We start from the raw sequence: 21123 nt of genomic DNA, 5'->3' as shown, positions 1-21123 counted from the left end.
TTGCGCTTCCAGTGCCAGATCCAGACAGCTCAGGTTTCCCTCCCCACCAGTTGGTTAAAATGACGCAGATATCTTGAACTATGGTCTGTTCAGCGAAGCTGTTGCCAAATAAAGTTACATTCTGAACTATCTCGGTGCAAAAGTCTTGACAGGCATGTTTATTCAGCACACCATCGCTCCCCATGCGAAAAGGATTTACCACCGGAACCGCTGCAGCGGCCGCTGCCAGAGCCCATGCCCGGTTCATCATTCATCAGCTGAACGGCGATGATGTCGACGTCATGCTCCCTGACGGAGGGAGGCTGAGTGTCCCTGTTGTCTGCCGGTCCCATGGTGCCATGGTCATCAAGGACGCCGGTGACGATCCCGATGTCACCCACGGCGCAGCGATATGGGCCCGGGTGGCGTTGCGTGAGGACGATACCGCTATCCATATCGTCGGCGGCGAAGGGGTTGGTGTGGTCACGCGCCCCGGTTTGCAGATTCCCGTCGGGCAGGCCGCTATCAATCCGGTCCCCCGCGCCATGATCGAAGCCAATGTGCGGGCGGAGATCGGTGCGGCTCGCGGCGCTGTCGTGACTCTCTGGGTGCCGGACGGCAAGCGGCTGGCGGCGCGGACCTTCAATGCGCGTCTGGGTATTGAGGGGGGAATATCCATCATCGGTACCACCGGAATCGTTGAACCCATGAGCGTTCAGGCGCTGGTGGACACCATCCGCTGTGAAATTGACGTACAACTGGCTGAGGGCCATCCCATCACCCTGGTGCCCGGCAAGATCGGTGAAAAGTATTTGCAGGCGTTGCACCCCGGCACCAGTGCCGTGCTGGTGAGCAACGCTTTTGCCGAGGCCCTGGCTTATCTGCGCCGGCGACAGGTAGAAAAACTGACCCTCGCCGGGCATCCCGGCAAGCTGGCTAAATTAGCCATGGGCTGCTATAACACCCACTCCAACGCCTCCCCCCAGGCGCAGGGTTTTGTCGCCGCTATGCTGGAGCTGACCGGGACCTTCAACACCGTCGAGGAAATTTGTCAGCGCTATCCGGCATCTTTTGCTCCGGTGGCGCAGCGCATTGCCGAACGGGTGCAGAGGGATTTCGGTTTTGCGCGGGTGGAGGTGTTGCTGTTTGATATGGCGGGAATACTTTTGGCAAGTTATCCCACAGCAAATTCAGGTGATCTGTGAATCAACAACCCCGCATTTTTATCATCTCCATGGGTCCCGGTAGCCCCGAGTTGCTGACGGTACGCGCCTGTCAGGCGTTGGAAACCATCGACCTGGCCGTTGGCGCGCCGCGCCTGACCGGGGGGCTGACGATCCCCTGTCATGAACCGGTGCCGCTGGTCAGCGGGACGATCGCGTATATCCGTAACCATCCGGACCAATGCATCGGTGTGCTGGTCAGCGGTGATGCCGGGTTCTACAGCCTCAGCCGCGCCGTTGTGCAGGCCTTTGGACGGGAATCAGTGACGGTTATTCCCGGCGTCAGCGTCGTTCAGGCCGCTTTTGCCGCTATTGCCGAACCCTGGCAGGAGGCCCGATTCTTTTCTGCTCACGGACGGCAGGAGCTGGACATTGCGGCTATCATGGCAAGCGCACGTTTTTTGCTGCTCTGCGATCACAGCCACCATCCCCGCACGATTCTGGAGCGCTACAGTCTACTTCTTGAGCACTTTGACCTCTGGGTCATGAGTAACCTCAGCCTTGATAATCAAATGATCGTCCCCGTAACCAGGAAAACGGTCATCCCTGAAGGTCCCTTGAGTTGTGTGGTGGGAATAAAAAAAGAGAAGGAAGGTCAATTTGATGGATAACAGTCAGCGTCCTCAGGTCTATTTTATCGGCGCCGGACCCGGCGATCCGGAGCTGATCACCCTTAAAGGAATCAACGCCATCAAGCGCTGCCGGACGGTTATCTACGCCGGCAGTCTGGTGGCTCCGGAAATCCTTGATCACTGCATTGCCGGTGCTGCTATTCACAACTCCGCCTCCATGAATCTGGAGCAGATTATTGCCGTCATGGTCGCGGCCACCGGCGAGGGTCACAGCGTGGCGCGTCTGCATACCGGCGATCCCTCCCTTTACGGTGCCATTCAGGAGCAGATGGCCGAGCTCGATCAACGGGATATTGCCTATTCGGTCATTCCCGGTGTCACGGCGGTGTTCGCGGCGGCCGCCGCCCTGCGCACCGAGTTGACCGCGCCGGAACAGTCCCAGACCCTGGTTATCAGCCGGATTGCCGGGCGCACGCCGGTGCCCGAGGATGAAGAGGTGGCGCGCCTGGCCTGCCATGGCGGCACCTTCTGTTTCTACCTTTCGGTGAATCGCTTCGGCGAGATTGCCCGGCAGTTTCTCGACCAGGGCTGGAGCCCGCAAACTCCCGTAGCCATGGTCTATCGCGCCAGCTGGCCCGATGAGCTGATGCGGCGCGGCACCCTGGCGGATATGGCCGGGCAGATTGCCGAGAGCGGTGTCAACAAGCATGCAGTGGTGATTATCGGCAAGCCTTTGGGTGCCATCGGCGCTTATTCAAAACTCTATGACCGGGATTTCAGCCATGGCACCCGCCCCTGAAGTTGCAGTCATCGCTGTCACCGGGGCCGGGGCGCGGCTGGCGGCGGAAATCAGCGCCGGACTGGGCGGTCGTCTCCATCTACCTCGAAGAATGGCCACGGCATATGATGCCGGCCCCTACGATTCCCTCGCCGACCAGTTCGCCCTGTTGATGGGCGGCAGCAAGCGCGGGATTGTCGCGGTCATGGCCCAGGGGATCGTCACCCGTATGATCGCCCCCCACCTGCAGTCCAAATACCAGGACCCTGCCGTGGTCACCTGTGACGAGGTGGGACGCTTCGCCATCAGTACCCTTTCCGGTCACGAAGGGGGTGCCAACCATCTTGCCCACGCTGTGGCGTCTATCACCGGTGCAACCCCGGTCATCACCACCGCTACCGAGGCCAACCGCTGCCATGTGCTGGGGATCGGCTGCCGTCGCGGCACCCACAAAGCGGCGATTCTGCACGCTATCCGTTGTGGCTGTGAACAGGCGGGGATTACGACTGATCAACTGCGGCTGGTAACTTCGGCCTGGCTCAAGCAGGATGAAGCGGGTCTGCTGGATGCGATCGTGGATCTGGGGCTTTATCTGCGCTTTCTGCCCCGCAGCGCCTATGAGAACTCCCTCTATCATTTTACTGTTCACGACGGTCCCATGCGCCATCTGGGGATTCCCGGTGTGGCCGAGCCCTCGGCCCTGCTGGCAGCCGTCAACCCGCGCCTGTTGTTGCCGCGCACCGTTATCGATTCTGTCACCATCGCCATCGCCCGGGAAGGACTCATTCATGCCTGATGGAATTCTGTTTGTGGTTGGAACCGGCCCCGGATCAGAGGCCTACATGGCTCCCGCCGCCGGTCACGCCATCTCAAGCGCCGACTACGTCTGTGGTTATAAACCCTATCTGGAACAGATAGAGCATCTGATCCCCGCTACCGCTCAGGTCTTCAGCAACGGCATGACCGGTGAGAAGGAGCGGGTGGAGAAGGCCCTGGCTGCCATGGAGCAGGGGCAGCGCGTTGCTCTGGTTTGTGGCGGTGATGCGTCGCTGTACTCCCTGGCCTCGCTGGTTTTCGAGTTGGCCCACGCCCCCGATGCCATCGAAGTGATCCCCGGCATTACCGCCGCCATGGCCGCCTCGGCGCGCCTCGGGGCCCCCATCGCCGACGATCTGGCCATCATCTCCATGTCCGACCTGCTTACCCCCTGGGAACTGATCCGGAAGCGCATTGAGGCGGTCAACAGCGGTGACTTCGTCTGCGCCATCTACAACCCGCGCAGTAAAAAGCGTACCAGCCAGCTCGCCCACACGGTGCAGCGCTTCATGGCGGAGCGCGGTGACCTCGCCTGTGGTTTCGTGCGCCACTGTTACCGGGAGGGGGAACACACCTGGACCGGCTACTTAAGTCAGCTTGATCTGGAAAACATCGACATGAGCACCCTGGTTATGGTCGGCAGTACCCGCACCATCCTTAAAAACGGCAAGCTGGTCACGCCGCGCGGTTACACTGCCAAATACGGAGAACGTGAATGATCCTCGTATTGGGCGGCACCTCCACCACCCATCAGGTGGTCGCTGAACTGGACGAAGCGGAAGAGCAGCCCCTGATCATCAGTGTCGCCACCGACTACGGTCTGCGGGAATTCGGCGTCCGCTATCCGGGACGGGTCATCCACACCCGTTTCAGTTTGGAGAGTTTGACACGCTTTATCGCTGAACAGGGCATCACCCGGATCATCGACACCACCCACCCTCACGCCAGGGAAATCAGCGCCATCGCCCGCCGGGTTGCCGAAGAGTGTGCGATCGTCTGCGAAGACCGGGTACGCCCGGTCGCCGAACTCCAAGTAGAACCGGGAATCGTGACCTGCACCAGCGCCGATGAAGCCGCCGCCTACCTGCTGAGTTCCCCCCATCAACGCATCCTCTTCACTACCGGCAGCAACAGCATTGACCGCTTCGCCCACCTCGCCACCCGCGGCTATGCCCGCGTCCTCCCCTTTGAAGACTCCATCGCCAAATGCGTCGCCGCCGGATTTCCTCGCTCGCGCATCATCGCCCTGCAAGGGCCGTTTTCCACGGCGTTCAACCTGGCCCTCTGTCGCGAGTACCGCATCGACGGCCTGGTGACCAAGAACAGCGGCGAGGGAAGTGGCTTTGAACAGAAGCGGCAGGCCTGTCGAGAGTTGGGGATCGAGCTGGTGGTGATCGGGTAGGGGGTCAACCATTTAAGCATGTCCCCAGGATCAGATAACTGGGCGACCAGAACGCTGCAAACCGATTTGGAACCGATAAAAAAGTTGCCGAAATGCTACGCAAACACAAACCGCTGGTGGTGAAATGTGTCAAGGCCAAAGGCGAGATTCCTGCTGGGAAACCAGAAAGAATGGAACGTCCGGACCAGCTTGAAAGGCTGGAAAGGATGGAGAGACCAGCTGTCCCGAGAGGTATTGATAGGCCGGGAGGATGTGGTGCCCCCGGTGGTGGAGGTTGGTCTGGGGGTAGGGGAAGGTAAACATAGCAATGCCAGTTGTGCAAAAAATTAGAGTAACAGGTTTTCAGCAGATGCTCGGAATGTGCAGGAAAGGTCGTGACCTGATATCGGTGGGTTGGCCTGGTCCTATCCCGTCAGGCCCAAAGAAAGCGTAGAAATCCGGGGGCATAATACCAATCAATGTCAAAATTGATATTATACCCCCGGTATGTTCAGGCGAAGGTCAAACTCCTGTCTTCTCCCACGGCCATTTTTCGTCTGAACGTCACAATTCCTTAGGCACTCCTTCGCCGTAAGGCTTAACTGTATGGGGAGTGTTTGCCCAGTCCCTGAATTTTGCATGGCAGCCCAAGCATTTATTTATTTGAGCCTGCAGCACCTTCGTTCTCCTTTAAATTTTTTGCGATAACTTTAGTATCATCAGTTGTTTTCGGAGATTTTGCGAACATCTTGTCAGTTTTATTCACACCCGTCTCTGCTACCTGCCAGGGCCACTTGTTTTCCGCCGGCCACTCGGATTCAGGCAAACCAATCACCCGCCCTTCGGCGTCCAGACGGAAGGTGTGCTGATTCTTTTTCCCTGCAAATCCGGCGTCGTCTCCATCCCATCCGCGGGTGCCGTCCATGACGGCGGAAATTTTCTGCGGGGTGTCATAGTCGCTGTGGCAGGTAACACAGGTATCCACCAGCGACTCTTTGAGCATGAGCCCTTCGCCGTTTACGCTGTGAAGACTGTGACACTGTGTGCAGGACCAATCGGCTTTGGGTCCGAGCTTCAGATCAAAGGTCATCTGATGGTCTCCACGCCCCTTGCCGTCTGCGGAAACCCTCCTCCACGCTTTACCCCATGTCGGGACGATTGTCTCCACGAAATCTTCCACCTTGTCACCGGGACGGAAGCCCAGGGCGTCCCCCCACCGGTATTCCGGATCAAAATCTTTATGGGTAGTCGTGCGGGTATGGCACTGGGCGCATACGTCGAATTGCTGCGTCTTGGTGAGGTCATCGGGATTGACGATATTGCTCACCAGCGGGTTTGCAATATGATCACTGCCTGGTCCGTGGCACGATTCACAGCCGACACCGATGTCGGCAATAATCTCGCCGGCTGTCAGGCTCGAGTCGGCTTCCCACTTCTCGATGTCATAGCCGGTAGCGTGGCAGCCGACGCAGTTATTCTGCCAGATGCGGTCGTCATTGCGGTCTATCCACCTTCCCAGCGGATTTTTTTCATTGGCACGGTCTTTTCTGAAATGCCACTTGAGAAGGCGGTTGCCTGACCCGTCACCGACATTTACGACATAGGTCTGCCGGTTCGTTTTGCCGTGGCCGAAAACCATCACATCCGTTGTGTGAACTGCCGTTCCACTTTCGTTGAGGAAACGGGCGAGGAACTTTCCTTCCTCGTACTTGACATAAACACCGTCAACATCCGTGAGCTTCGTACCGTCGCTCAAAGAGAAGTCTTTGGTCCCGGATATCCCGGTATCCTCGTTTTTATCATAGCAAACCGGATTGCCTGGGGTGTCGCCGAACCGTTCAATCCAGAGACCAAACAGGTCATTTGTCTTGAGGCCGAAACTGTACAGATCGTTAAAGCCATTAAATGCCTCAGGATGCAGGGTTTCCCGCCATCCAGCGTAGGCTTCGGGGTGACATGCCTGGCAGGTATCGGCACCCACATAGGCCGCAAGAACAGGAGCTACCGGATCTGGCGTAGCGACCGGAGTGAACAAGCGCGAAGAACCGCAAGCGAGCAGCCCTCCTGCCAGAGTCAGCGCTACGGCCAGTGCCGGCAACGATCTCCATTTTTTGTAAAAAACCTGCATAAAACCTCCTTCTCGGTTGTGGCCGAATGTCTCTGCTTTCGGTCGGATTAAGCTCCGGGGTCGTATCTCTTTGACTTGTTGTGCAGTCCCTGGTCAGGTTCATTCAGGAACCGTGTAGTCGGATTAAGGTTACAGCAAGAGCCGTGCCGTCCTTTTCTGTGACGTGACTCTTCGATCTTGCGTGCCGATCAGCCCTATTCAACCGGGAACGGGACAGACTTTGTGCGGGGGGTTCTACCTAAGGAGAAGCGGCCGGGAGATTGAAATTGAGGACACTACGTAATTGGGTGAAGGGCTGTTTTGACGTTTCATCGGAAGAAGCAGCGCGGATACCCTGTCGTTCTGAGAAAAAATGTCTGATCTGGACAATTAGCTATGTCATTTTGACAAAAATTTGAGGTTCAGATGGGAAAACGTCAGTAAAGTGGGCGGTTCTACTCTGCTCCGAGCTTGCGGTAGAGGGTTTTGAGCCCGATTCCGAGGATGCGTGCCGTCTCTGTCTTGTTGCCGCCGGTTCGGGTCAGTGTTCGCTGGATCGCGGCCCGCTCGATCTCGTCGAGTCCGTGAGTACCGTCGAGCAACGGCTCATCGCTGCTGGGGACGCTAGGTCCGCGCACATGGTGGGGCAGGTCCACCAGCAGGATTCGCTCGCCGGCACCGGTGATCACCAGTTCCTCGATCAGGTTGCGGAGTTCACGGACATTGCCGGGCCAGGGATGGGCGCGCAGCGCATCCATAACCCCTCTGCCGAGTGCCGGAGCTGCCGGAAGTTCATAACGATGCGCAAGCTCCTCCAGGAAGTGGTTCACGAGAGGCGAAATGTCGTCGATCCTGTCCCGGAGAGGGGGGATGTCGATGGTGACGACCTTAAGGCGGTAATACAGGTCCTCGCGGAATCCTCCCTCCTGGATCATCCGCTCGAGGTCGCGGTTTGTCGCCGCCACAAGTCGCACATCCACCTTGAGAGAGGTCGACCCGCCGACCCGTTCTACTATCTGGTCCTGCAGTACGCGCAGGATCTTGGTCTGGATAATCGGCGAGAGGTCGCCGATCTCATCGAGAAACAGGGTGCCGCCGTTCGCCTGCTCTATTTTGCCGGCACGAGGGCGTACCGCGCCGGTGAAGGCCCCCTTCTCGTGCCCGAAAAGCTCGCTTTCCGCGAGCGACTCAGTGATTGCAGCGCAGTTGACGATGACGAGGGGACCGGTTCGGCGCCGGCTGGCGCGGTGAAGTTGCCGTGAAACGAGTTCCTTGCCGGTTCCGGACTCCCCTCGAACCAGAACCGTCGCGTCCGTGCCGGCCACTACCGCGACGCGCTGCAGAACTTTGCGGATCGGGTCCGACTGGCCGATAAGGGGCGATTCTGCCGGCGGGACCGGGGAAACGATCTCGCCGTGTCGGCGACAGTTGCCGATGACTCGATCGAGAGTGCGAGCGAGATGGTCGAAACTAACGGGCTTCGCAAAATAGTCTGCCGCCCCTTCACGCATGGCCTCGACCGCGACATTGACGCTCCCGTATCCTGTGATGACGACAACCGGGAGCCCCGGACGGATCTGGCGCACCTTGCGAAGAAGGCCGATGCCGCTCATGCCCCCCATGAGAACATCGGTCACCAGCACGTCAAGCGGTGCACCCAGCGTCAGGGTGAGGGCCTCCTCAGCGGATGCGGCTGTCGTCACCTCGAAGCCGTCCTGACGAAGTCCGCGCGTCATCGCCTTGCGCGTTGAAGCATCGTCATCAACAAAGAGAACTCGCCCTCGAACACCGGCCATTTTTGAATCCTCCATAGATAAAACCTGATACCTAAGCCGTATCGCAACCCGCTGCCGGGGCGCAATCCCGGAGGGTAACAATGAAGGCCGCACCGCCCAGATCTTGCGCATCCCCAACATCGAGAGAACCACCGCAGTCCTGAAGAATGTGTTCCACAATTGCAAGCCCCATACCAGTGCCATCCGGGTGCGTCGTAAAAAATGGTTCCCGTATCCGTTGGCGCATCGCCTGCGGAACACCGGGTCCGGAGTCCTCGACGGCAATCCGGACCCGTTCCGAGTCAAGAAAGGCCCGGACGCGCACACGACCTCCGTGCGGAGTGACCTTCACGGCGTTACTTACGAGATTGGTCAGGATCTGGCGGATGTGGTTTGCGTGGGCGGGAAGCAAACGAACCTCTGGCGCGATTTGCTTCTCGATTACCACCCCCGCGTGCCTGGCTTCGGCCCCCATCAGAAAAATCGCAGATTCGACGACCGGTCCGAGCGGCTCGGGATCCGGCTTTGGCATGGGTCGCCGAACGCGCGCCATAAATTGATTCAGCGTCTCCACGATCCGCTGCACCTCCCGGTTCATGTCGCCGAACAGTTCGCCAATCTCTTCGTCATCACCGCCACCGCGCTGTAGACTGCGCCCCAGCAGCTGCAGGTGCAAGGCCATGGCGTTCAAGGGCGTCCGAATCTCGTGCGCGATTTCGACCGAGACGGTCCCCATGGCCGAGAGGTGTTCCAAATGCATGAGATTCGAGTAGACCAGGTCGAGTTCACCACTCAGGGAATCGATCCTTTGCGTTCCCTCACGTACCCGATTTTCGAGTTCTGCACGGGCTTCGCGCAGCCGACCGGCCATAGTGATGAATGAGGCGTGAAGGATCGCAATCTCGTTTTCCCCCCGCGGCCCGTGAAGATGTTGGAAGTCGCCCCCTTCCAGACTCCGGATGTCCGACTCGAGGCGCGCCAGCGGCTGGCGAACCAGCACTCGGAAGAGCCCCCAGAAGGACAAAAGAGAAGCGAGCACCACTGCCACCGCCAACCAGACGAAGGAGATATGCCGGCGAGTGAGTTCAGCATAGAAGGGGGTGAGTTCGAGGGACATGAGCAGCATCCCAAGGATCTCCTGGCGCGAATCGTGGCAACGTCGGCATGCGCTCCCGTTCGTGATCGGAAAGCCCTCGTGATAAATCGGCTGACCATTCCTCGATGTGTACTCTCGGCTTTCAGAGTGGATTCCACCCGCCGTGTGGCAACCTCCGCATACCTGCTCAGTCGTCGGGTCGAAGAGCTTTCCGATCTCCTCCGGGTGATGAGAAAAAGCGACCCGCCCGTTGGCTGCGACGACCAGAATGTCATGGATATCTGGAAGCTCGACAAGATTCCGCGCCAGGTAGTCCTGGTGAACCGGGAACTTGTCCGGATCGACCGCTTCGAAACTGCGGAGGACAAGGTTGGCCGTCAACGCCGATTTGGATTGCAGTTCCGCTTGCCATCGTGCCACCACGCCGGTATCGCGCCACACATTGACAACTGCGAGCACCGCCACAAGAAGAGCCGCTGTGGCGATTGTCATTCGCACGGTGATCGAATTCTTCAGTTTCAAAGGAATCTCGCCCTGATAACTGATAACAATATCGTTAAACAAATCACAACCTATGCCCCTCCCTTTGCCGCGTCAAGCAAATCCTCCCCCTGCCGGATCGATAGACTGTCCCCAGCGATCAGTAAAAACAAGCTGTTCCAGCGGCAGGCGGGGTTGCCAACCGGCTGCTTCCAGTTCGGGTTTGTTAAAAAAGAAATCGGTATAGCCAAGGCATAAATAGGCGACGGGGACGATCCTTGCCGGGATATCCAGGATCTCCTTGAGGCGTTGCTCATGCAGGATGCTGACCCAGCCGACACCGATATTTTCAGCCCGCGCCGCCAGCCACAGATTCTGGACGGCACAGACGCAGCTGTAGAGATCCATCGTTTCCACATGCGTGCGACCGATTACCACCGGCCCAGTGCGCTCACGATCACAGGTAACGCAGATATTGATCGGCGCTTCACGAATACCTTCCAACTTGAATCCCTGATAGGCACTGCGGCGAAGCGGTTCAAACATCTCTGCCGCTTCGCGGTTCGCTTGCGCGAAGTCATTGTATACCGACTGTTTGATGTCGGGATCTTTGATGACGACAAAATTCCACGGCTGCATGAAGCCCACCGACGGAGCATGATGGGCGGCGTTCAGAATCCGGCCCAATACCTCATCAGGTACGTCATCCGGTTTGAATTGACCGCGCACATCCCTGCGGCTGAAAATCGCCTTGAACAGGCCTTTTTTTTCTTTGGCAGAAAATACGTCTTCGGCTTGCAGATGGGATTTGATTTTATCCATGATCGATTCATTCCTGAAGTCAGATTTGCTGGTGGTTAATGGGGAATGGTGGATATGCCGGGATTATTCAGCTGACAAGAGATCATTCAGCACCACCAGCAGCCCGTTGATCACTGTGGCGGCGCAGGGACTGCCGCCCTTGGGACCGCGATTGGTGACGTGGGGGATAGTGGTTTGGCGCAGCAGATCCTTGGATTCTTCGGCCTTGACGAACCCCACCGGCAGTCCGGCAACAAAGGCGGGCTGCATTCTGCCGGTGGCGGTGAGTTCCAGCAGTTTCAAGAGCGCGGTGGGGGCGTTGCCGATGGCGAAGATGGCGTCGGGGTAGCGTTCGGCGGCGTAGAGCATGGCGGTTTCGGCGCGGGTCAGGTTGTCGGCAGCGGCGCGGGTCAGCACGTCCGGCTGGCTGATGAAGCAGTGCACCTGATTGCCATAGCTCTGCAGGTAGCGGCGGGTAATCCCGACCCGCACCATTTCCACATCACAGATGATGGGTGCACCACGACGCAGGGCCGCGACACCAGCCTCTATAGCGCCGGACAGGATGCAGGTCAACTCGGCGAATTCCGTATCGCCGGTGGTGTGAATCAGTTTGCGGGCGATGACTTGCTCAGCGCTGTTAAAGCGGCTGAGGTCGGTTGCAGAGTCGATGATGGCGAAACTGTCTTGCTCTATCTGTAGGCCTTTGTCCATTGCATGCTCCATGTTCTATGTTTTTTGGTGGATGCGATTATCGTAACTATTCAGCTTCGTAGCGAGAGCCTATCAATTGGCATATTTTCACTTGCGAAAATGAACTCGCTTCGCTCAAACAAATTTCCGCAGCGTTCAAACATACCAATTGCAGGCTCATTGCTGAGTTGTTTCTCAAGATGCTGAACAGTTACGCATTATCTGCCAATATTTATCGCTCCAGCAACCAGTCCAGCAGCGAGGGTTGGGATAAAAAGTGAAAGTGTACATAGCCCGCCAGGGTTTTTCCCTTGCTGAAGCCGTCGTGGCTGCGCGCGCCATTGGTCACTTTCTCCAGGGAAAAGACGTAGGGCTCATTGACGTCCTCCAGGGTGGAGTAGCGAAATTCGTGTCCTACCAGCCCGGTCAGGGCGGCTGGCTCCTGGATCTGAACATATCCCAGAGCTTGTCGTTTGCCGGTCATATGGCAGCGAGCGTCAAAAATTCCGGTCATCGGGTGGTGTCGGCCTTCACCGTCAACAATGCCTTGTGTCAACAGCATCATGCCGCCGCATTCCGCCAGCAGGGGACGTCCGGCGGCGCTGTGGCGGCGCAGCCACTGGTGTAGTTCCTGGCGGGTGGATAGGGCTTCGGCGTACAGTTCGGGGTAGCCGCCGCCGATGTAGATAAAGTCGGCGTCGGGAACGGTTTCCCCGGCCAAGGGGGAAAAGAAACGCAAAGCGTACCCGCGGCGCTCTATCTCTCGCAGGTTGGCCTCGTAGTAAAAGCTGAAGGCCTGGTCACGCGCTACAGCGCAGATGCGTGACCTTTCCGGCATGGTTTCTTCGCACCGGCTTGCCGGGGGGATGGTCAGGTCGATGGCAGCCAGCGCCGTCAGGTCGATATGTTGCTCTACCAGGTCAGCGCAGGCTTCATAGTAGCTTTCATCCATTTCGGCCGACGTGGCGATCCCCAGGTGCCGGGTGGGTGCCAGGGGCTGTGCCTGACGGGGTACGCAGCCAAGTAGTGGGATGTCGGTATGCTGCTCCAGAGCGCTGCGGATCAGCCGTTCATGGTTGCTTGACGCCAGCTGATTGATGATGACTCCCTCCAGAGGCGTGGATCGGCAAAGGCTCTGTAACCCCCGCAGCAGGGCGGCGATGGTGTAGGAACAGGAGGCAGCGTTCAGTACTGCCACCACGGGTAGCCCCAGTTGCACGGCCACGTCATAGGAGCTGCCACCAAAACGGCGTGGTTCAATGCCGTCAAAAAGGCCCATCACTCCTTCCACCAGAGCCATGTCACAACCTTGGCAACTCCGGGCGAAGATCTGACCCAGAGTCGCATCGCCGAGCAGGACGGAATCCAGATTTTCCACCGGGTTGCCGGCGGCCCGAGCCAGATGGCGGCTGTCGATGTAATCGGGGCCGCACTTGAAGGGCGCCACCCGCAGTCCCTGACGGCTCAGGGCGCGGGCAATGCCGGTAGTGATGGTGGTTTTGCCGGAGCCGCTGCGCTCGGCTCCAATCAACACACCTTTCACGGCAAACCCCCTTTGTCCAGGAGTTCGCCGATACGATCTCGCAGTCGTCGCGCCAGGGAGGGACTTTTCCCCTGGGTGGAGACGGAGATCACCAGCCCGGCGTCTTCGTCCATATGCACGGCGGGCAGGTGGAAGTCGCACAGCCAAGGGTCGTCGGCCACATTGACCGGCACGCGCAGTTCTTTGGCCCACGCCGCCAAGGCAGCGTTGCGCTCGCGCTTGTCGGTACACAAAAAAGCATAATCGCAGTGATTGAGATCATCCTCACGGGCTTCGCGCTCAATGGTTTCAATGGTTCCGGCGGCGGCCAGGGCGCGTAGCTCGTCGTCGATGCGCGGGGCGATCACCCGGATAGCTGGCTCCATGGGCAGCAGGGCACCGATCTTGCGGGCGGCCACCTTGCCGCCGCCGACAAAGAGCAGCCGTTTGCCGCTGATATGGATCAAAAAGGGATAGTAGACGAGTTTCACAGCAGTCCTTCCAACATGGCGTCAATGTCGCAGTGTTCTTCCAGGGTTTTGGCCAGCAGATCCAATTGTCGTTCTTTTTCTATCCGGTAGTCTACGGCTTGCAGGGGCAGATGAAGAAGTTTTCCCAGCGCCGCCAGGTTGGTTGTCGTTTCAAAAAAACCGTGGAGATAGGTTCCAAAAACTCTCTTGCGGCGATCCCACAGGCACAGGTTGTCAACGCTCAGCTGCTCGACGCCGGAGCCGACCGATGTGCGGCCGACATGCATTTCGTAGCCGCTGATCATCTGTCCACTCCACTGCCCTGCGCCGCACCACACCCCTTTACGCAGCGTTTTCCCATTCCCCATGACGGTAGTGAGGGGGAGCAGTCCGAGTCCCTCGGCGGCTCCCGGTTCCCCCTCAACGCCATGGGGATCTTCCAGACGCTCACCCAGCATCTGCAAACCACCGCAGATGCCCATGATGGGGACGCGTCCTGCCAGCGCCTGCAAGGAAGTAGCAAACCCTGAGCGCTGCAGGAAATCCAGATCGTGGAGGCTGTGCTTGCTGCCGGGCAGGATAATCAGATCGCACTCCGCCAGTTCCGCCGGATGGTGCAGATAGGTAAGGCGTACCTGCGTCATGGCTTTTAAGGGGGCAAAGTCGGAGAAGTTGCTGATATGGGGCAGTCGCACCACCCCAACGCGCAACGAGGCATCCCCCTTGTCGGTGTCCGACGCCAGATCCTGAGAATCCTCTTCTTCCAGGCTCAGGCGCAGCCAGGGGATCACTCCCTGTATCGGCACCGGCACCAGGTCGGCAAACATCTCGATTCCCGGTTGCAGCAGGCTGACATCGCCCCGGAACTTGTTGATGAGAAAACCGTGGATCAGCGATCTGGCAGCGTCGGGCACCAGGTCGTAGGTGCCCTTGAGCCAGGCAAAAACACCGCCCCGATCGATGTCCCCCACCACAAATACCCGTGACCCGGCGTATTGTGCCATCCGCATGTTGACGATATCGGTGCCCTGCAGATTGATTTCCGCCGGGCTCCCCGCTCCCTCCAGAACCATGAAGTCATATTCGCTGCTCAGGGAATCGTAGGCAGCGCTGGCGATAGCAAGATTTTCACTGGAGAGGGTGTAATATTCGCGGGCACTGTATGTTCCCGTCACGCGCCCCAGGCGCACCAGTTGCGAGCGGGATTGCCCCTGGGGTTTGAGGAGGATCGGATTCATGCGCACGTCGGGCGCCAGGCACGCTGCCTCAGCCTGAAGAATCTGGGCACGCCCCATCTCCAGCCCATCGGCGGTCACCCCGGCATTCAGGGCCATGTTCTGAGACTTAAAGGGCGCCACCCGCACCCCGCGTTGCTGCAGTAGACGGCAGAAGCCGGCCGTGATCAGACTCTTGCCCACGCCCGATCCGGTGCCCTGAAACATGATAGATGGCACTTTGCGTTTGTTTGGGGTATTCTGCAAAACCTTTTTCACTCCTATTGACATGAGGTGCTAGCCAATGACGTCAACAATGATCTGCGGTGTCGGTCTGGGTCCCGGTGACCCGGAACTGGTCACCATGAAAGCCGTACGTGCCATGCAACAGGCCGATCTCGTGGTCGTGCCCCAGTCCGATGTGACCGGGCGCAGTATCGCCGCCGATATCGTCGCCCACTATGTTCCCGCCGAAAAAATCCATATGTATCACTTTCCCATGACCGGCAACAGGGCTGATCTGGATATCCGCTACAGCGCACTGGCGGGTGAAATGGCTCGCTGGGCCAATGAAGGAAAGCGCATCTGCTACGTGACCATTGGTGATACCCCGGTTTACAGCACCTTTAACTATCTGCGTGACAAGCTGCTGGAGCAGGGGATCGTCACGCAGATGGTGCCGGGAATTTCGGCCTTTTCGGCGGCCGCCAACGCCCGGAGCTTGCCCCTGTGCGAAAAGGATGGCTCCTTCTGTGTCATCGAAATGCCTGAATCAGTGGCTGAACTCTCCGCCTTGCTTGAGCGCTTCACCTCGGTTGTGCTGATGAAGGTGCATAAGCGACTCCCCGCCCTGTGTGCGTTCGTGCGTCAGGCCGACCTGGCGCAGGCCTGGTTGTTTCAGCGTATCAGCCTGCGCGACGAGCAGGTGTACGACCTGCTGACCCAGGTGCCGCCGGAAGCTGCCGGTTATCTGTCCACCGCCATTGTCCAGGGAAAGCCGAAAGAGGGGTGACGCCCTGTTTCCCCCATCAGAGGTCGCGCAACAGAGCGATTGATTCGCGTAGTCCCGCTTCCTGAAAAATCTCCAGACAGATGGTCAGCTCTTTTTCCAGAGCAAATTGTTTGATGGTCCGCAGCAGGCCCGGGTCGATCCATTTGAGACTGCGATGGTCGCGCCGGCCGTCGCTGCCGTGCAGATGGAGCAGGGTGATCTGCTCCCGGTGCCTGGACAGAACCGCCTCCACATCCTGCCTAAAATGAATCATGTGACCGACATCGACACAAAAATCGACGGGTAAGGCTGCCGCCTGGTCAAACAGTTGGGCGTCGTCACCACTGTTTTCGACACTGATGATCCCTGCATTTGAGGCGGCAAAAGTCTCCAGCTGACGAAAAAATTCGCGCTGTGGTTGCAGGTGGAGGGTATGTGTCTGCGCTCCAAGCGGTCGCAACCGATCGACGAAGGTTTGCAGCGTCGACCATGATGCCACCAGGGTCAGGTCGCGGTCGTAAGGCAGGTGGACGTTATAGCGCAGCGGCTCCAGCGCCAGTTGGGTCACTTCCTGCTCGTCGGGCAAGTCTTCCGGCTGCCGGCTGCAAAAATAGAGCAGCTCGATTTCCTCCACCAGGCCACGCACATATTGCACATTCGCCAGACGTTCTGCCGGAATAATAAAGGAAGGGGCCGCTATGCGCATGGGTACCTCATTACAATGAGCAGGGTGAGGTACAGGATTGCGGCGCACAGAGCCAGCAGAGCGGTTGTTCTGGTGAACAGTCCGGTGGCGTCGGTGATCAGTGCCGTTTCGTCGATCCGGGCTCCGTCACCGATACAGGGCTTCTCCTTGCGGATGCCGAAATAGGTCGCTGCGCCGCCGAGGCTGGTGTCAAGGGCGCCGGCAAAGGCGGCCATGCTATGGGCTGAATTGGGACTGGCGTGGGCCAGGCGGAAACGGCGACCGATACGCCAGGCATTGCCCGGGTTCAGGCGACTGCCGAACGCCGCGGCAGGAATCAGCACCAGAGCCAGTCGCGCCGGAATGAAGTTGAGGACATCATCGGCACGGGCGGCAAATTTGCCGAACTGCTCGTAGCGCACATTGCGATAGCCGACCATTGAATCCAGCGTGCTGACGGCCTTGAACAGCATCGCCCCGGCCGCGCCGCCTAGTGCGGCAAACACAACCGGCGACAACACGCCGTCGGTAAAGTTTTCCGCTACTGATTCGACGGTGGAGCGAATCACCATTGCCTGATCCATGCCGGCGGTATCGCGGCTGACGATCATGGCCAGCGCCCGGCGGGCACCCTCAAGGTCACCGGTAACCAGCGGGGCGTGAACCGCCAGGGCATGTTGCACCATGGAGCGGGCACTGACAGCAAAAAAGATAATCAGCGTATTGACAACAAGATAGAGGGCAACATGGATGCGGATTGCCGCCCACAGTAGAATCAGGGTCGTGGCGACGGCGACCGTTGTCGACAGTAATGTCAGCAGCGCGCCGCCGCTGAAGCCAAGGGGATATAGCCGGTGTTCCAGCCGGCGGTTCAGACGTCCCAGCAGGCAGACCGGGTGCCAGGAGGTACGCGGATCGCCAATGACATGATCAAGCAGCAGGGCGACAAACACGCACAACAGGTTGAGGGCGATGAAGGTTGTCATGCCAGTTCCCGAAAGGCGGTCAGCAGCGGTGTCATATCGTTTTTTATGCTGAAGCGGATGTGCTCGCCGACAAGTCCTTCGAAGTTGCCGCAGTCACGGATCAACACCCGGCGCGCCAGGCAATGCTCGAATAGTTCCGCTGCCCGTCGTCCCTGCAGCCGGCAGAGGATGAAATTTACCGTTGACGGCAGGGTCTGCAGCCAGGGGAAGCTGTCCAGCTCACTGAGCAGCTGTCGTCGCTGGGCGGCAATGCGTTGTGCCATCGGCCGGTTGTCGATATCGATCAGCCGCAGTCCGAGCTCCTGAGCCGGACAGTTGACGTTCCAGGGGGAGCAGCGCTGCTCCAGCTCCGCCGTTAATTCCCGGTTGCCGCTCAGGGTGAACCCCAGTCGCAGCCCCGGCAGGCCGTGAATCTTGGAGAAGGAGCGCAACACCAGCAAATTTGCGCTGAGCTGGGTTGTCAAACTGAGGGATTCTTCCTCAAGGTGAAATGGCAGATAGGATTCGTCGACGACAAACAGGGTGGCGGGATGCCGGGCGATCAGCGCGACAAGGTCGGTGCGCGCCACGCTCGTGCCGGTGGGGTTGTTGGGTTGGCACAGAAAACAGAGTTCGCTGTCGATGCACATATCGTCCAGGGTAAAGGCATAATCGGGCGCGGGCGCGACAACCGATGTGATGTCAAGAGCAGCGGCGTGGGCAAAGTGCTGGTAGTCACTGTAGGTCGGCGTAAAAATAGTGACCCGCTTGCCGGCAAAAAGAGCGCAGAGCCGTTCGATGGCCTCGCTGGTGCCGGCGCTAACACAGATGTTTTCAGGCGCAATTTGGTAGTGAGCAGCCAGGGCCGCCCGCAGGGTGTGGCTGTGGGGTTCCGGCAGGCGGCCAAGCAGACGCGGAAGATCAAGGTCTTTGACAACTGCCGGCTGGCTGTCGGCGACATTCGAGCTGTAATCGCGAATGGCATCGGGGCGGCAACCCAGTATGGCCGCTGCCCGGTAGATGTTGCCGCCGTGATGTTGCTGGTGCACGATCAATTTACCCTCCAAGCACAACCGCCGCCAGCAACAATACTGCCTCGCACACTTCGCAGAGGGCGCCGAGCATGTCACCGGTGACGCCGCCGATCATCCGCCGATACCACCACAGGATCAGGGCAAGAAACGCCAGATAGACACCAAGAATGCCGATAAACAGCCCGAAGGGGAGCGCAAAAAAGGCCAGCGCCGGCAAGATCAGGCCGGGGACGATCAGCCCGGAGCGTTCACCGGTGAAGAATGGTTTGGCCAGCCCGTCCTGGCGGGCGTAGGGCAGGCGGTGCATGGCAACGGCCATGGCGAAGCGCGACAGTGCCGGAATCAGCACCAGCAGGGCCATATTGCTGAGATGGGCAAAAGCTACCCCTTTGGCACCAAGTACGAGGACAATCGCCACCACCCCCATGGTGCCCGCGTGGACATCCTTCATGATAGCCAGTTTTTTTTCACGGTCGCGGTGGGAGAAGAGGGCGTCGGCACTGTCGCACAGACCGTCCAGATGCAGAGCGCCGCTGATCACCACCAGATAGAGCACCAGGACAAAAGGCGCGATGGTAACCGGGGTGAGCCAGTGCAGCAACGCCAGCCCGGCACCGATCAGCAGCCCGACCCAGGCAAAGGCGGCGGTTGCCCTGGCGCCGTCGAAGGGTGCGGAGCCCAGGCGGATAATGGTGAGAAAGTTCAGAGCGCTGAGAAAGCCCTTCATCGCTGTGCCTTGACGGGGACGGCAATACCGCTGACCAGCAACAATACTTCATCGGCCAGCGCAGCGACGCAGCGGTTGATGCGTGCCAGCAGGGAGCAGTAGCGGCGGGTCATGGGATCGGCCGGAATCACCCCCAGGGAGACTTCGTTGGTGACGATGATGGTACGCCGCGTCGAGGTGCCAAGCAGCGCCAGAAATTCATCCAGGGGCTCATTTTCTGCTGTTGCGGTGAAAACCAGGTTGCTCGCCCAGAGGGTCAGGCAATCGATGAGGATGGTGTCGCAGGGAAGCTCCAGGGCGCGCTGATAGGCGTCGGCGAGCTGCAGCTGTTCCTCAATGGTGGTGTAGGAGGCATCCCGTTCTCCCTGGTGGACACGGATTTTGCGATCCATTTCCGGATCAAGGTTGGTCGGTGCGGTGGCGATATATGCCTTGCGCAACGCTGGAGCCGCCAGGCCAAGGGCATGATGGGTTTTGCCGCTGCCGACGCCGCCGGTGATCAGGGTTGTGTATGACATTTTCGTGCTCCTTGTGGGAACCGCGCGTTCCAGGGTGGAGAAACCCCACCCCCTATTTCTCTATTCCTGTTCGCGCGGCGACGCCCTGCTGATAATAGTGCTTTATCTCGCACATTTCCGTCACCAGGTCGGCTTTCTCCACCAGTTCAGCCGGGGCGTTGCGACCAGTCAGCAGCAGTTCGGTGCGCGGCGGGCGCAAGTGCAGCAGATCAAATATCTCGTCAATGTTGACCAGTCCTTTGGCCAGGAGGCCGAGCAGTTCATCCAGCACGATCAGGTCGTAGGCGCCGGATGCCAATGCCGCTTGTGCCTCCGCTATGCCGCACTTTGCAAGCTGCCGATCTTCAGCTGAAGGCGTGCTGCGGATGAATTCCCCGGTGCCGAAGGCGCGGTGGATGATGCGCTCCTGCAAGTGCTGCAGGGCGGTCCATTCCGACGAATCCCCCTTTTTCAAGAACTGACAAAAGAAGACTTTCCCTCCGGCTCCGGCGCAGCGTACCGCCAGTCCTAGCGCTGCCGTAGTCTTGCCTTTGCCGTTGCCGGTGTAAATCTGCACATAACCTTGGGCAGGCATCTAAACCTCCGCGAGCTTCGCGACTTCACCGATAATGATGGTGGCAGGGTGACTGATCTGCCGGTCGGCGATACAGGACAATACCTCGTCCAGGGTGGTGGAAAAAATCCGCTCCTGCTCGGTTTCCAGACTCTGACCGATCAGCACCGGCGTGGTGGCTGCCATGCCATGCTTGAGCAACTGATTTCGAATGACCGGCATGTTTCTGACTCCCATGTAGATGACGATGGTAAAGCCGAGGTTTACCAGGGCGTCCCAGCGGTAGCTGGTTTCCAGGTTATCCACCTTGGTGTGACCGGTGATAAAGACCACTCCTGCCGCAGAGCGGCGATCGGTCAGGGCACCCTGGACCCTGGCGACCAGGGATGAGGCCGAGGTAACACCCGGGATGAGGGTGACGCGGGCACCGACGGAGCGGGCGGCTTCTACTTCCTCCACGGTGCGGGCAAAGACCGAGGTGTCACCCCCTTTGAGGCGGACGACGCGCTTGCCCCGTTGCAGTTGCTCGATAATTAACGCATTGATCTGGACCTGGGTCCGGCAATGAGCGTCGTAGGGGCGCTTGCCGACGTCCAAGGCTTCACAGCTGATCTGCGCGCAGATGGCGGGATGAATCAAGCGGTCGTAGAGGACGACTTCGGCCCGGCGGATCGCTTCGATCCCTGCAAGGGTGATGGATTGTGCGCCCAAACCGGCGCCGACGATAATAAGTTCGCTCATCT

The 21123-nt window shown here is 59.0% G+C and carries 22 protein-coding genes; 7 read left to right on the top strand and 15 right to left on the bottom strand.

Going from position 1 to position 21123, the window contains the following annotated elements; genetic code table 11:
* Positions 1 to 182: 182 nt before the first annotated feature.
* Genes cbiD through cobK form a run of 6 tightly spaced genes read left to right on the top strand, consistent with a single transcriptional unit; the run spans position 183 to position 4770 of the window.
* Entirely contained in the window at positions 183 to 1184 is a 1002-nt protein-coding gene (gene cbiD / locus ICT70_RS04140; protein WP_191154119.1) for a cobalt-precorrin-5B (C(1))-methyltransferase CbiD, read from the top strand.
* Positions 1181 to 1813 carry a precorrin-6y C5,15-methyltransferase (decarboxylating) subunit CbiE gene (gene cbiE, locus ICT70_RS04135; protein ID WP_191154118.1) on the top strand — a complete coding sequence of 211 codons (633 nt, stop codon included), beginning with the start codon at positions 1181 to 1183 and terminating at the stop codon, positions 1811 to 1813. Before cbiD ends, cbiE begins: the two co-directional genes overlap by 4 nt.
* Entirely contained in the window at positions 1806 to 2573 is a 768-nt protein-coding gene (gene cobM, locus ICT70_RS04130; protein ID WP_191154117.1) for a precorrin-4 C(11)-methyltransferase, read from the top strand. The genes cbiE and cobM overlap by 8 nt, the downstream gene beginning before the upstream one ends.
* The gene (locus tag ICT70_RS04125) at positions 2557 to 3348 is read left to right on the top strand and encodes a cobalamin biosynthesis protein (RefSeq protein WP_191154116.1); all 792 of its coding nucleotides are present in this window, start codon (positions 2557 to 2559) and stop codon (positions 3346 to 3348) included. The genes cobM and ICT70_RS04125 overlap by 17 nt, the downstream gene beginning before the upstream one ends.
* On the top strand, positions 3341 to 4087 hold the full coding sequence (cobJ, locus tag ICT70_RS04120) for a precorrin-3B C(17)-methyltransferase (protein WP_191154115.1): 747 nt from the start codon (positions 3341 to 3343) through the stop codon (positions 4085 to 4087). Before ICT70_RS04125 ends, cobJ begins: the two co-directional genes overlap by 8 nt.
* On the top strand, positions 4084 to 4770 hold the full coding sequence (gene cobK / locus ICT70_RS04115) for a precorrin-6A reductase (protein WP_191154114.1): 687 nt from the start codon (positions 4084 to 4086) through the stop codon (positions 4768 to 4770). The genes cobJ and cobK overlap by 4 nt, the downstream gene beginning before the upstream one ends.
* A gap of 634 nt (positions 4771 to 5404) precedes the next feature.
* Here the strand turns inward: cobK and ICT70_RS04110 are convergent.
* The 8 genes from ICT70_RS04110 to ICT70_RS04075 form a co-directional block, all read right to left on the bottom strand.
* Positions 5405 to 6877, bottom strand: coding sequence for a cytochrome c3 family protein (locus ICT70_RS04110; RefSeq protein ID WP_191154113.1), 1473 nt, complete (start codon positions 6875 to 6877; stop codon positions 5405 to 5407).
* 434 nt (positions 6878 to 7311) lie between these two features.
* Positions 7312 to 8652 (bottom strand): sigma-54-dependent transcriptional regulator, encoded by a 1341-nt coding sequence (locus tag ICT70_RS04105; protein ID WP_191154112.1) that lies wholly within the window; start codon positions 8650 to 8652, stop codon positions 7312 to 7314.
* Positions 8653 to 8683: 31 nt separating this feature from the next.
* Positions 8684 to 10291: a sensor histidine kinase gene (locus tag ICT70_RS04100; RefSeq protein WP_191154111.1), complete on the bottom strand. Its 1608-nt coding sequence runs from the start codon at positions 10289 to 10291 to the stop codon at positions 8684 to 8686.
* Between the two features lie 30 nt (positions 10292 to 10321).
* On the bottom strand, positions 10322 to 11029 hold the full coding sequence (gene bluB / locus ICT70_RS04095) for a 5,6-dimethylbenzimidazole synthase (RefSeq protein WP_191154110.1): 708 nt from the start codon (positions 11027 to 11029) through the stop codon (positions 10322 to 10324).
* Between the two features lie 63 nt (positions 11030 to 11092).
* Positions 11093 to 11722: a precorrin-8X methylmutase gene (locus ICT70_RS04090; protein WP_191154109.1), complete on the bottom strand. Its 630-nt coding sequence runs from the start codon at positions 11720 to 11722 to the stop codon at positions 11093 to 11095.
* Between the two features lie 211 nt (positions 11723 to 11933).
* Positions 11934 to 13244 (bottom strand): cobyrinic acid a,c-diamide synthase CobB, encoded by a 1311-nt coding sequence (locus ICT70_RS04085; RefSeq protein ID WP_191154108.1) that lies wholly within the window; start codon positions 13242 to 13244, stop codon positions 11934 to 11936.
* Positions 13241 to 13714, bottom strand: a complete 474-nt coding sequence (locus tag ICT70_RS04080) for an NAD(P)-dependent oxidoreductase (protein WP_191154107.1) — start codon at positions 13712 to 13714, stop codon at positions 13241 to 13243. The genes ICT70_RS04085 and ICT70_RS04080 overlap by 4 nt, the downstream gene beginning before the upstream one ends.
* On the bottom strand, positions 13711 to 15174 hold the full coding sequence (locus ICT70_RS04075; protein ID WP_224746797.1) for a cobyric acid synthase: 1464 nt from the start codon (positions 15172 to 15174) through the stop codon (positions 13711 to 13713). The genes ICT70_RS04080 and ICT70_RS04075 overlap by 4 nt, the downstream gene beginning before the upstream one ends.
* Positions 15175 to 15211: 37 nt before the next feature.
* Here ICT70_RS04075 and cobI point away from each other — a divergent pair, with 37 nt between their 5' ends.
* Entirely contained in the window at positions 15212 to 15919 is a 708-nt protein-coding gene (cobI, locus tag ICT70_RS04070) for a precorrin-2 C(20)-methyltransferase (protein WP_224746796.1), read from the top strand.
* A gap of 16 nt (positions 15920 to 15935) precedes the next feature.
* Here the strand turns inward: cobI and cbiR are convergent, their stop codons facing one another.
* Genes cbiR through cobA form a run of 7 tightly spaced genes read right to left on the bottom strand, consistent with a single transcriptional unit; the run spans position 15936 to position 21121 of the window.
* Positions 15936 to 16604 carry a cobamide remodeling phosphodiesterase CbiR gene (gene cbiR / locus ICT70_RS04065; protein WP_191154105.1) on the bottom strand — a complete coding sequence of 223 codons (669 nt, stop codon included), beginning with the start codon at positions 16602 to 16604 and terminating at the stop codon, positions 15936 to 15938.
* On the bottom strand, positions 16595 to 17569 hold the full coding sequence (cbiB, locus tag ICT70_RS04060) for an adenosylcobinamide-phosphate synthase CbiB (RefSeq protein ID WP_191154104.1): 975 nt from the start codon (positions 17567 to 17569) through the stop codon (positions 16595 to 16597). The genes cbiR and cbiB overlap by 10 nt, the downstream gene beginning before the upstream one ends.
* Complete coding sequence (locus ICT70_RS04055; protein WP_337906646.1) at positions 17566 to 18597, bottom strand: pyridoxal phosphate-dependent aminotransferase; 1032 nt, start codon at positions 18595 to 18597, stop codon at positions 17566 to 17568. The genes cbiB and ICT70_RS04055 overlap by 4 nt, the downstream gene beginning before the upstream one ends.
* 7 nt (positions 18598 to 18604) lie before the next feature.
* Positions 18605 to 19309 (bottom strand): adenosylcobinamide-GDP ribazoletransferase, encoded by a 705-nt coding sequence (gene cobS, locus ICT70_RS04050; protein ID WP_191154102.1) that lies wholly within the window; start codon positions 19307 to 19309, stop codon positions 18605 to 18607.
* On the bottom strand, positions 19306 to 19827 hold the full coding sequence (locus ICT70_RS04045; RefSeq protein WP_191154101.1) for a bifunctional adenosylcobinamide kinase/adenosylcobinamide-phosphate guanylyltransferase: 522 nt from the start codon (positions 19825 to 19827) through the stop codon (positions 19306 to 19308). Before ICT70_RS04045 ends, cobS begins: the two co-directional genes overlap by 4 nt.
* 52 nt (positions 19828 to 19879) lie before the next feature.
* Positions 19880 to 20401: a cob(I)yrinic acid a,c-diamide adenosyltransferase gene (locus ICT70_RS04040; RefSeq protein WP_191154100.1), complete on the bottom strand. Its 522-nt coding sequence runs from the start codon at positions 20399 to 20401 to the stop codon at positions 19880 to 19882.
* On the bottom strand, positions 20402 to 21121 hold the full coding sequence (gene cobA, locus ICT70_RS04035; protein ID WP_191154099.1) for a uroporphyrinogen-III C-methyltransferase: 720 nt from the start codon (positions 21119 to 21121) through the stop codon (positions 20402 to 20404).
* Positions 21122 to 21123: the final 2 nt, after the last annotated feature.

The sequence above is a fragment of the Pelovirga terrestris genome, assembly GCF_014773365.1.
Classification (GTDB): domain Bacteria; phylum Desulfobacterota; class Desulfuromonadia; order Desulfuromonadales; family Geopsychrobacteraceae; genus Pelovirga; species Pelovirga terrestris.
The sequence above is the reverse complement of the archived record's forward strand: the minus strand, read 5'-3'. Positions and strand labels throughout refer to the sequence as shown.

Bases quoted from the DNA above. Each gene is read 5' to 3' on its own strand.
- bluB (WP_191154110.1), bottom strand. From the start codon at position 11,029: ATGGATAAAATCAAATCCCATCTGCAAGCCGAAGACGTATTTTCTGCC.
- ICT70_RS04125 (WP_191154116.1), top strand. From the start codon at position 2,557: ATGGCACCCGCCCCTGAAGTTGCAGTCATCGCTGTCACCGGGGCCGGG.
- cobJ (WP_191154115.1), top strand. From the start codon at position 3,341: ATGCCTGATGGAATTCTGTTTGTGGTTGGAACCGGCCCCGGATCAGAG.
- cobA (WP_191154099.1), bottom strand. From the start codon at position 21,121: ATGAGCGAACTTATTATCGTCGGCGCCGGTTTGGGCGCACAATCCATC.
- cbiR (WP_191154105.1), bottom strand. From the start codon at position 16,604: ATGCGCATAGCGGCCCCTTCCTTTATTATTCCGGCAGAACGTCTGGCG.
- cobM (WP_191154117.1), top strand. From the start codon at position 1,806: ATGGATAACAGTCAGCGTCCTCAGGTCTATTTTATCGGCGCCGGACCC.
- cobK (WP_191154114.1), top strand. From the start codon at position 4,084: ATGATCCTCGTATTGGGCGGCACCTCCACCACCCATCAGGTGGTCGCT.
- cobI (WP_224746796.1), top strand. From the start codon at position 15,212: ATGACGTCAACAATGATCTGCGGTGTCGGTCTGGGTCCCGGTGACCCG.
- ICT70_RS04110 (WP_191154113.1), bottom strand. From the start codon at position 6,877: ATGCAGGTTTTTTACAAAAAATGGAGATCGTTGCCGGCACTGGCCGTA.
- cbiD (WP_191154119.1), top strand. From the start codon at position 183: ATGCGAAAAGGATTTACCACCGGAACCGCTGCAGCGGCCGCTGCCAGA.
- cbiB (WP_191154104.1), bottom strand. From the start codon at position 17,569: ATGACAACCTTCATCGCCCTCAACCTGTTGTGCGTGTTTGTCGCCCTG.
- ICT70_RS04040 (WP_191154100.1), bottom strand. From the start codon at position 20,401: ATGCCTGCCCAAGGTTATGTGCAGATTTACACCGGCAACGGCAAAGGC.
- ICT70_RS04105 (WP_191154112.1), bottom strand. From the start codon at position 8,652: ATGGCCGGTGTTCGAGGGCGAGTTCTCTTTGTTGATGACGATGCTTCA.
- ICT70_RS04090 (WP_191154109.1), bottom strand. From the start codon at position 11,722: ATGGACAAAGGCCTACAGATAGAGCAAGACAGTTTCGCCATCATCGAC.
- cobS (WP_191154102.1), bottom strand. From the start codon at position 19,309: ATGAAGGGCTTTCTCAGCGCTCTGAACTTTCTCACCATTATCCGCCTG.
- ICT70_RS04045 (WP_191154101.1), bottom strand. From the start codon at position 19,827: ATGTCATACACAACCCTGATCACCGGCGGCGTCGGCAGCGGCAAAACC.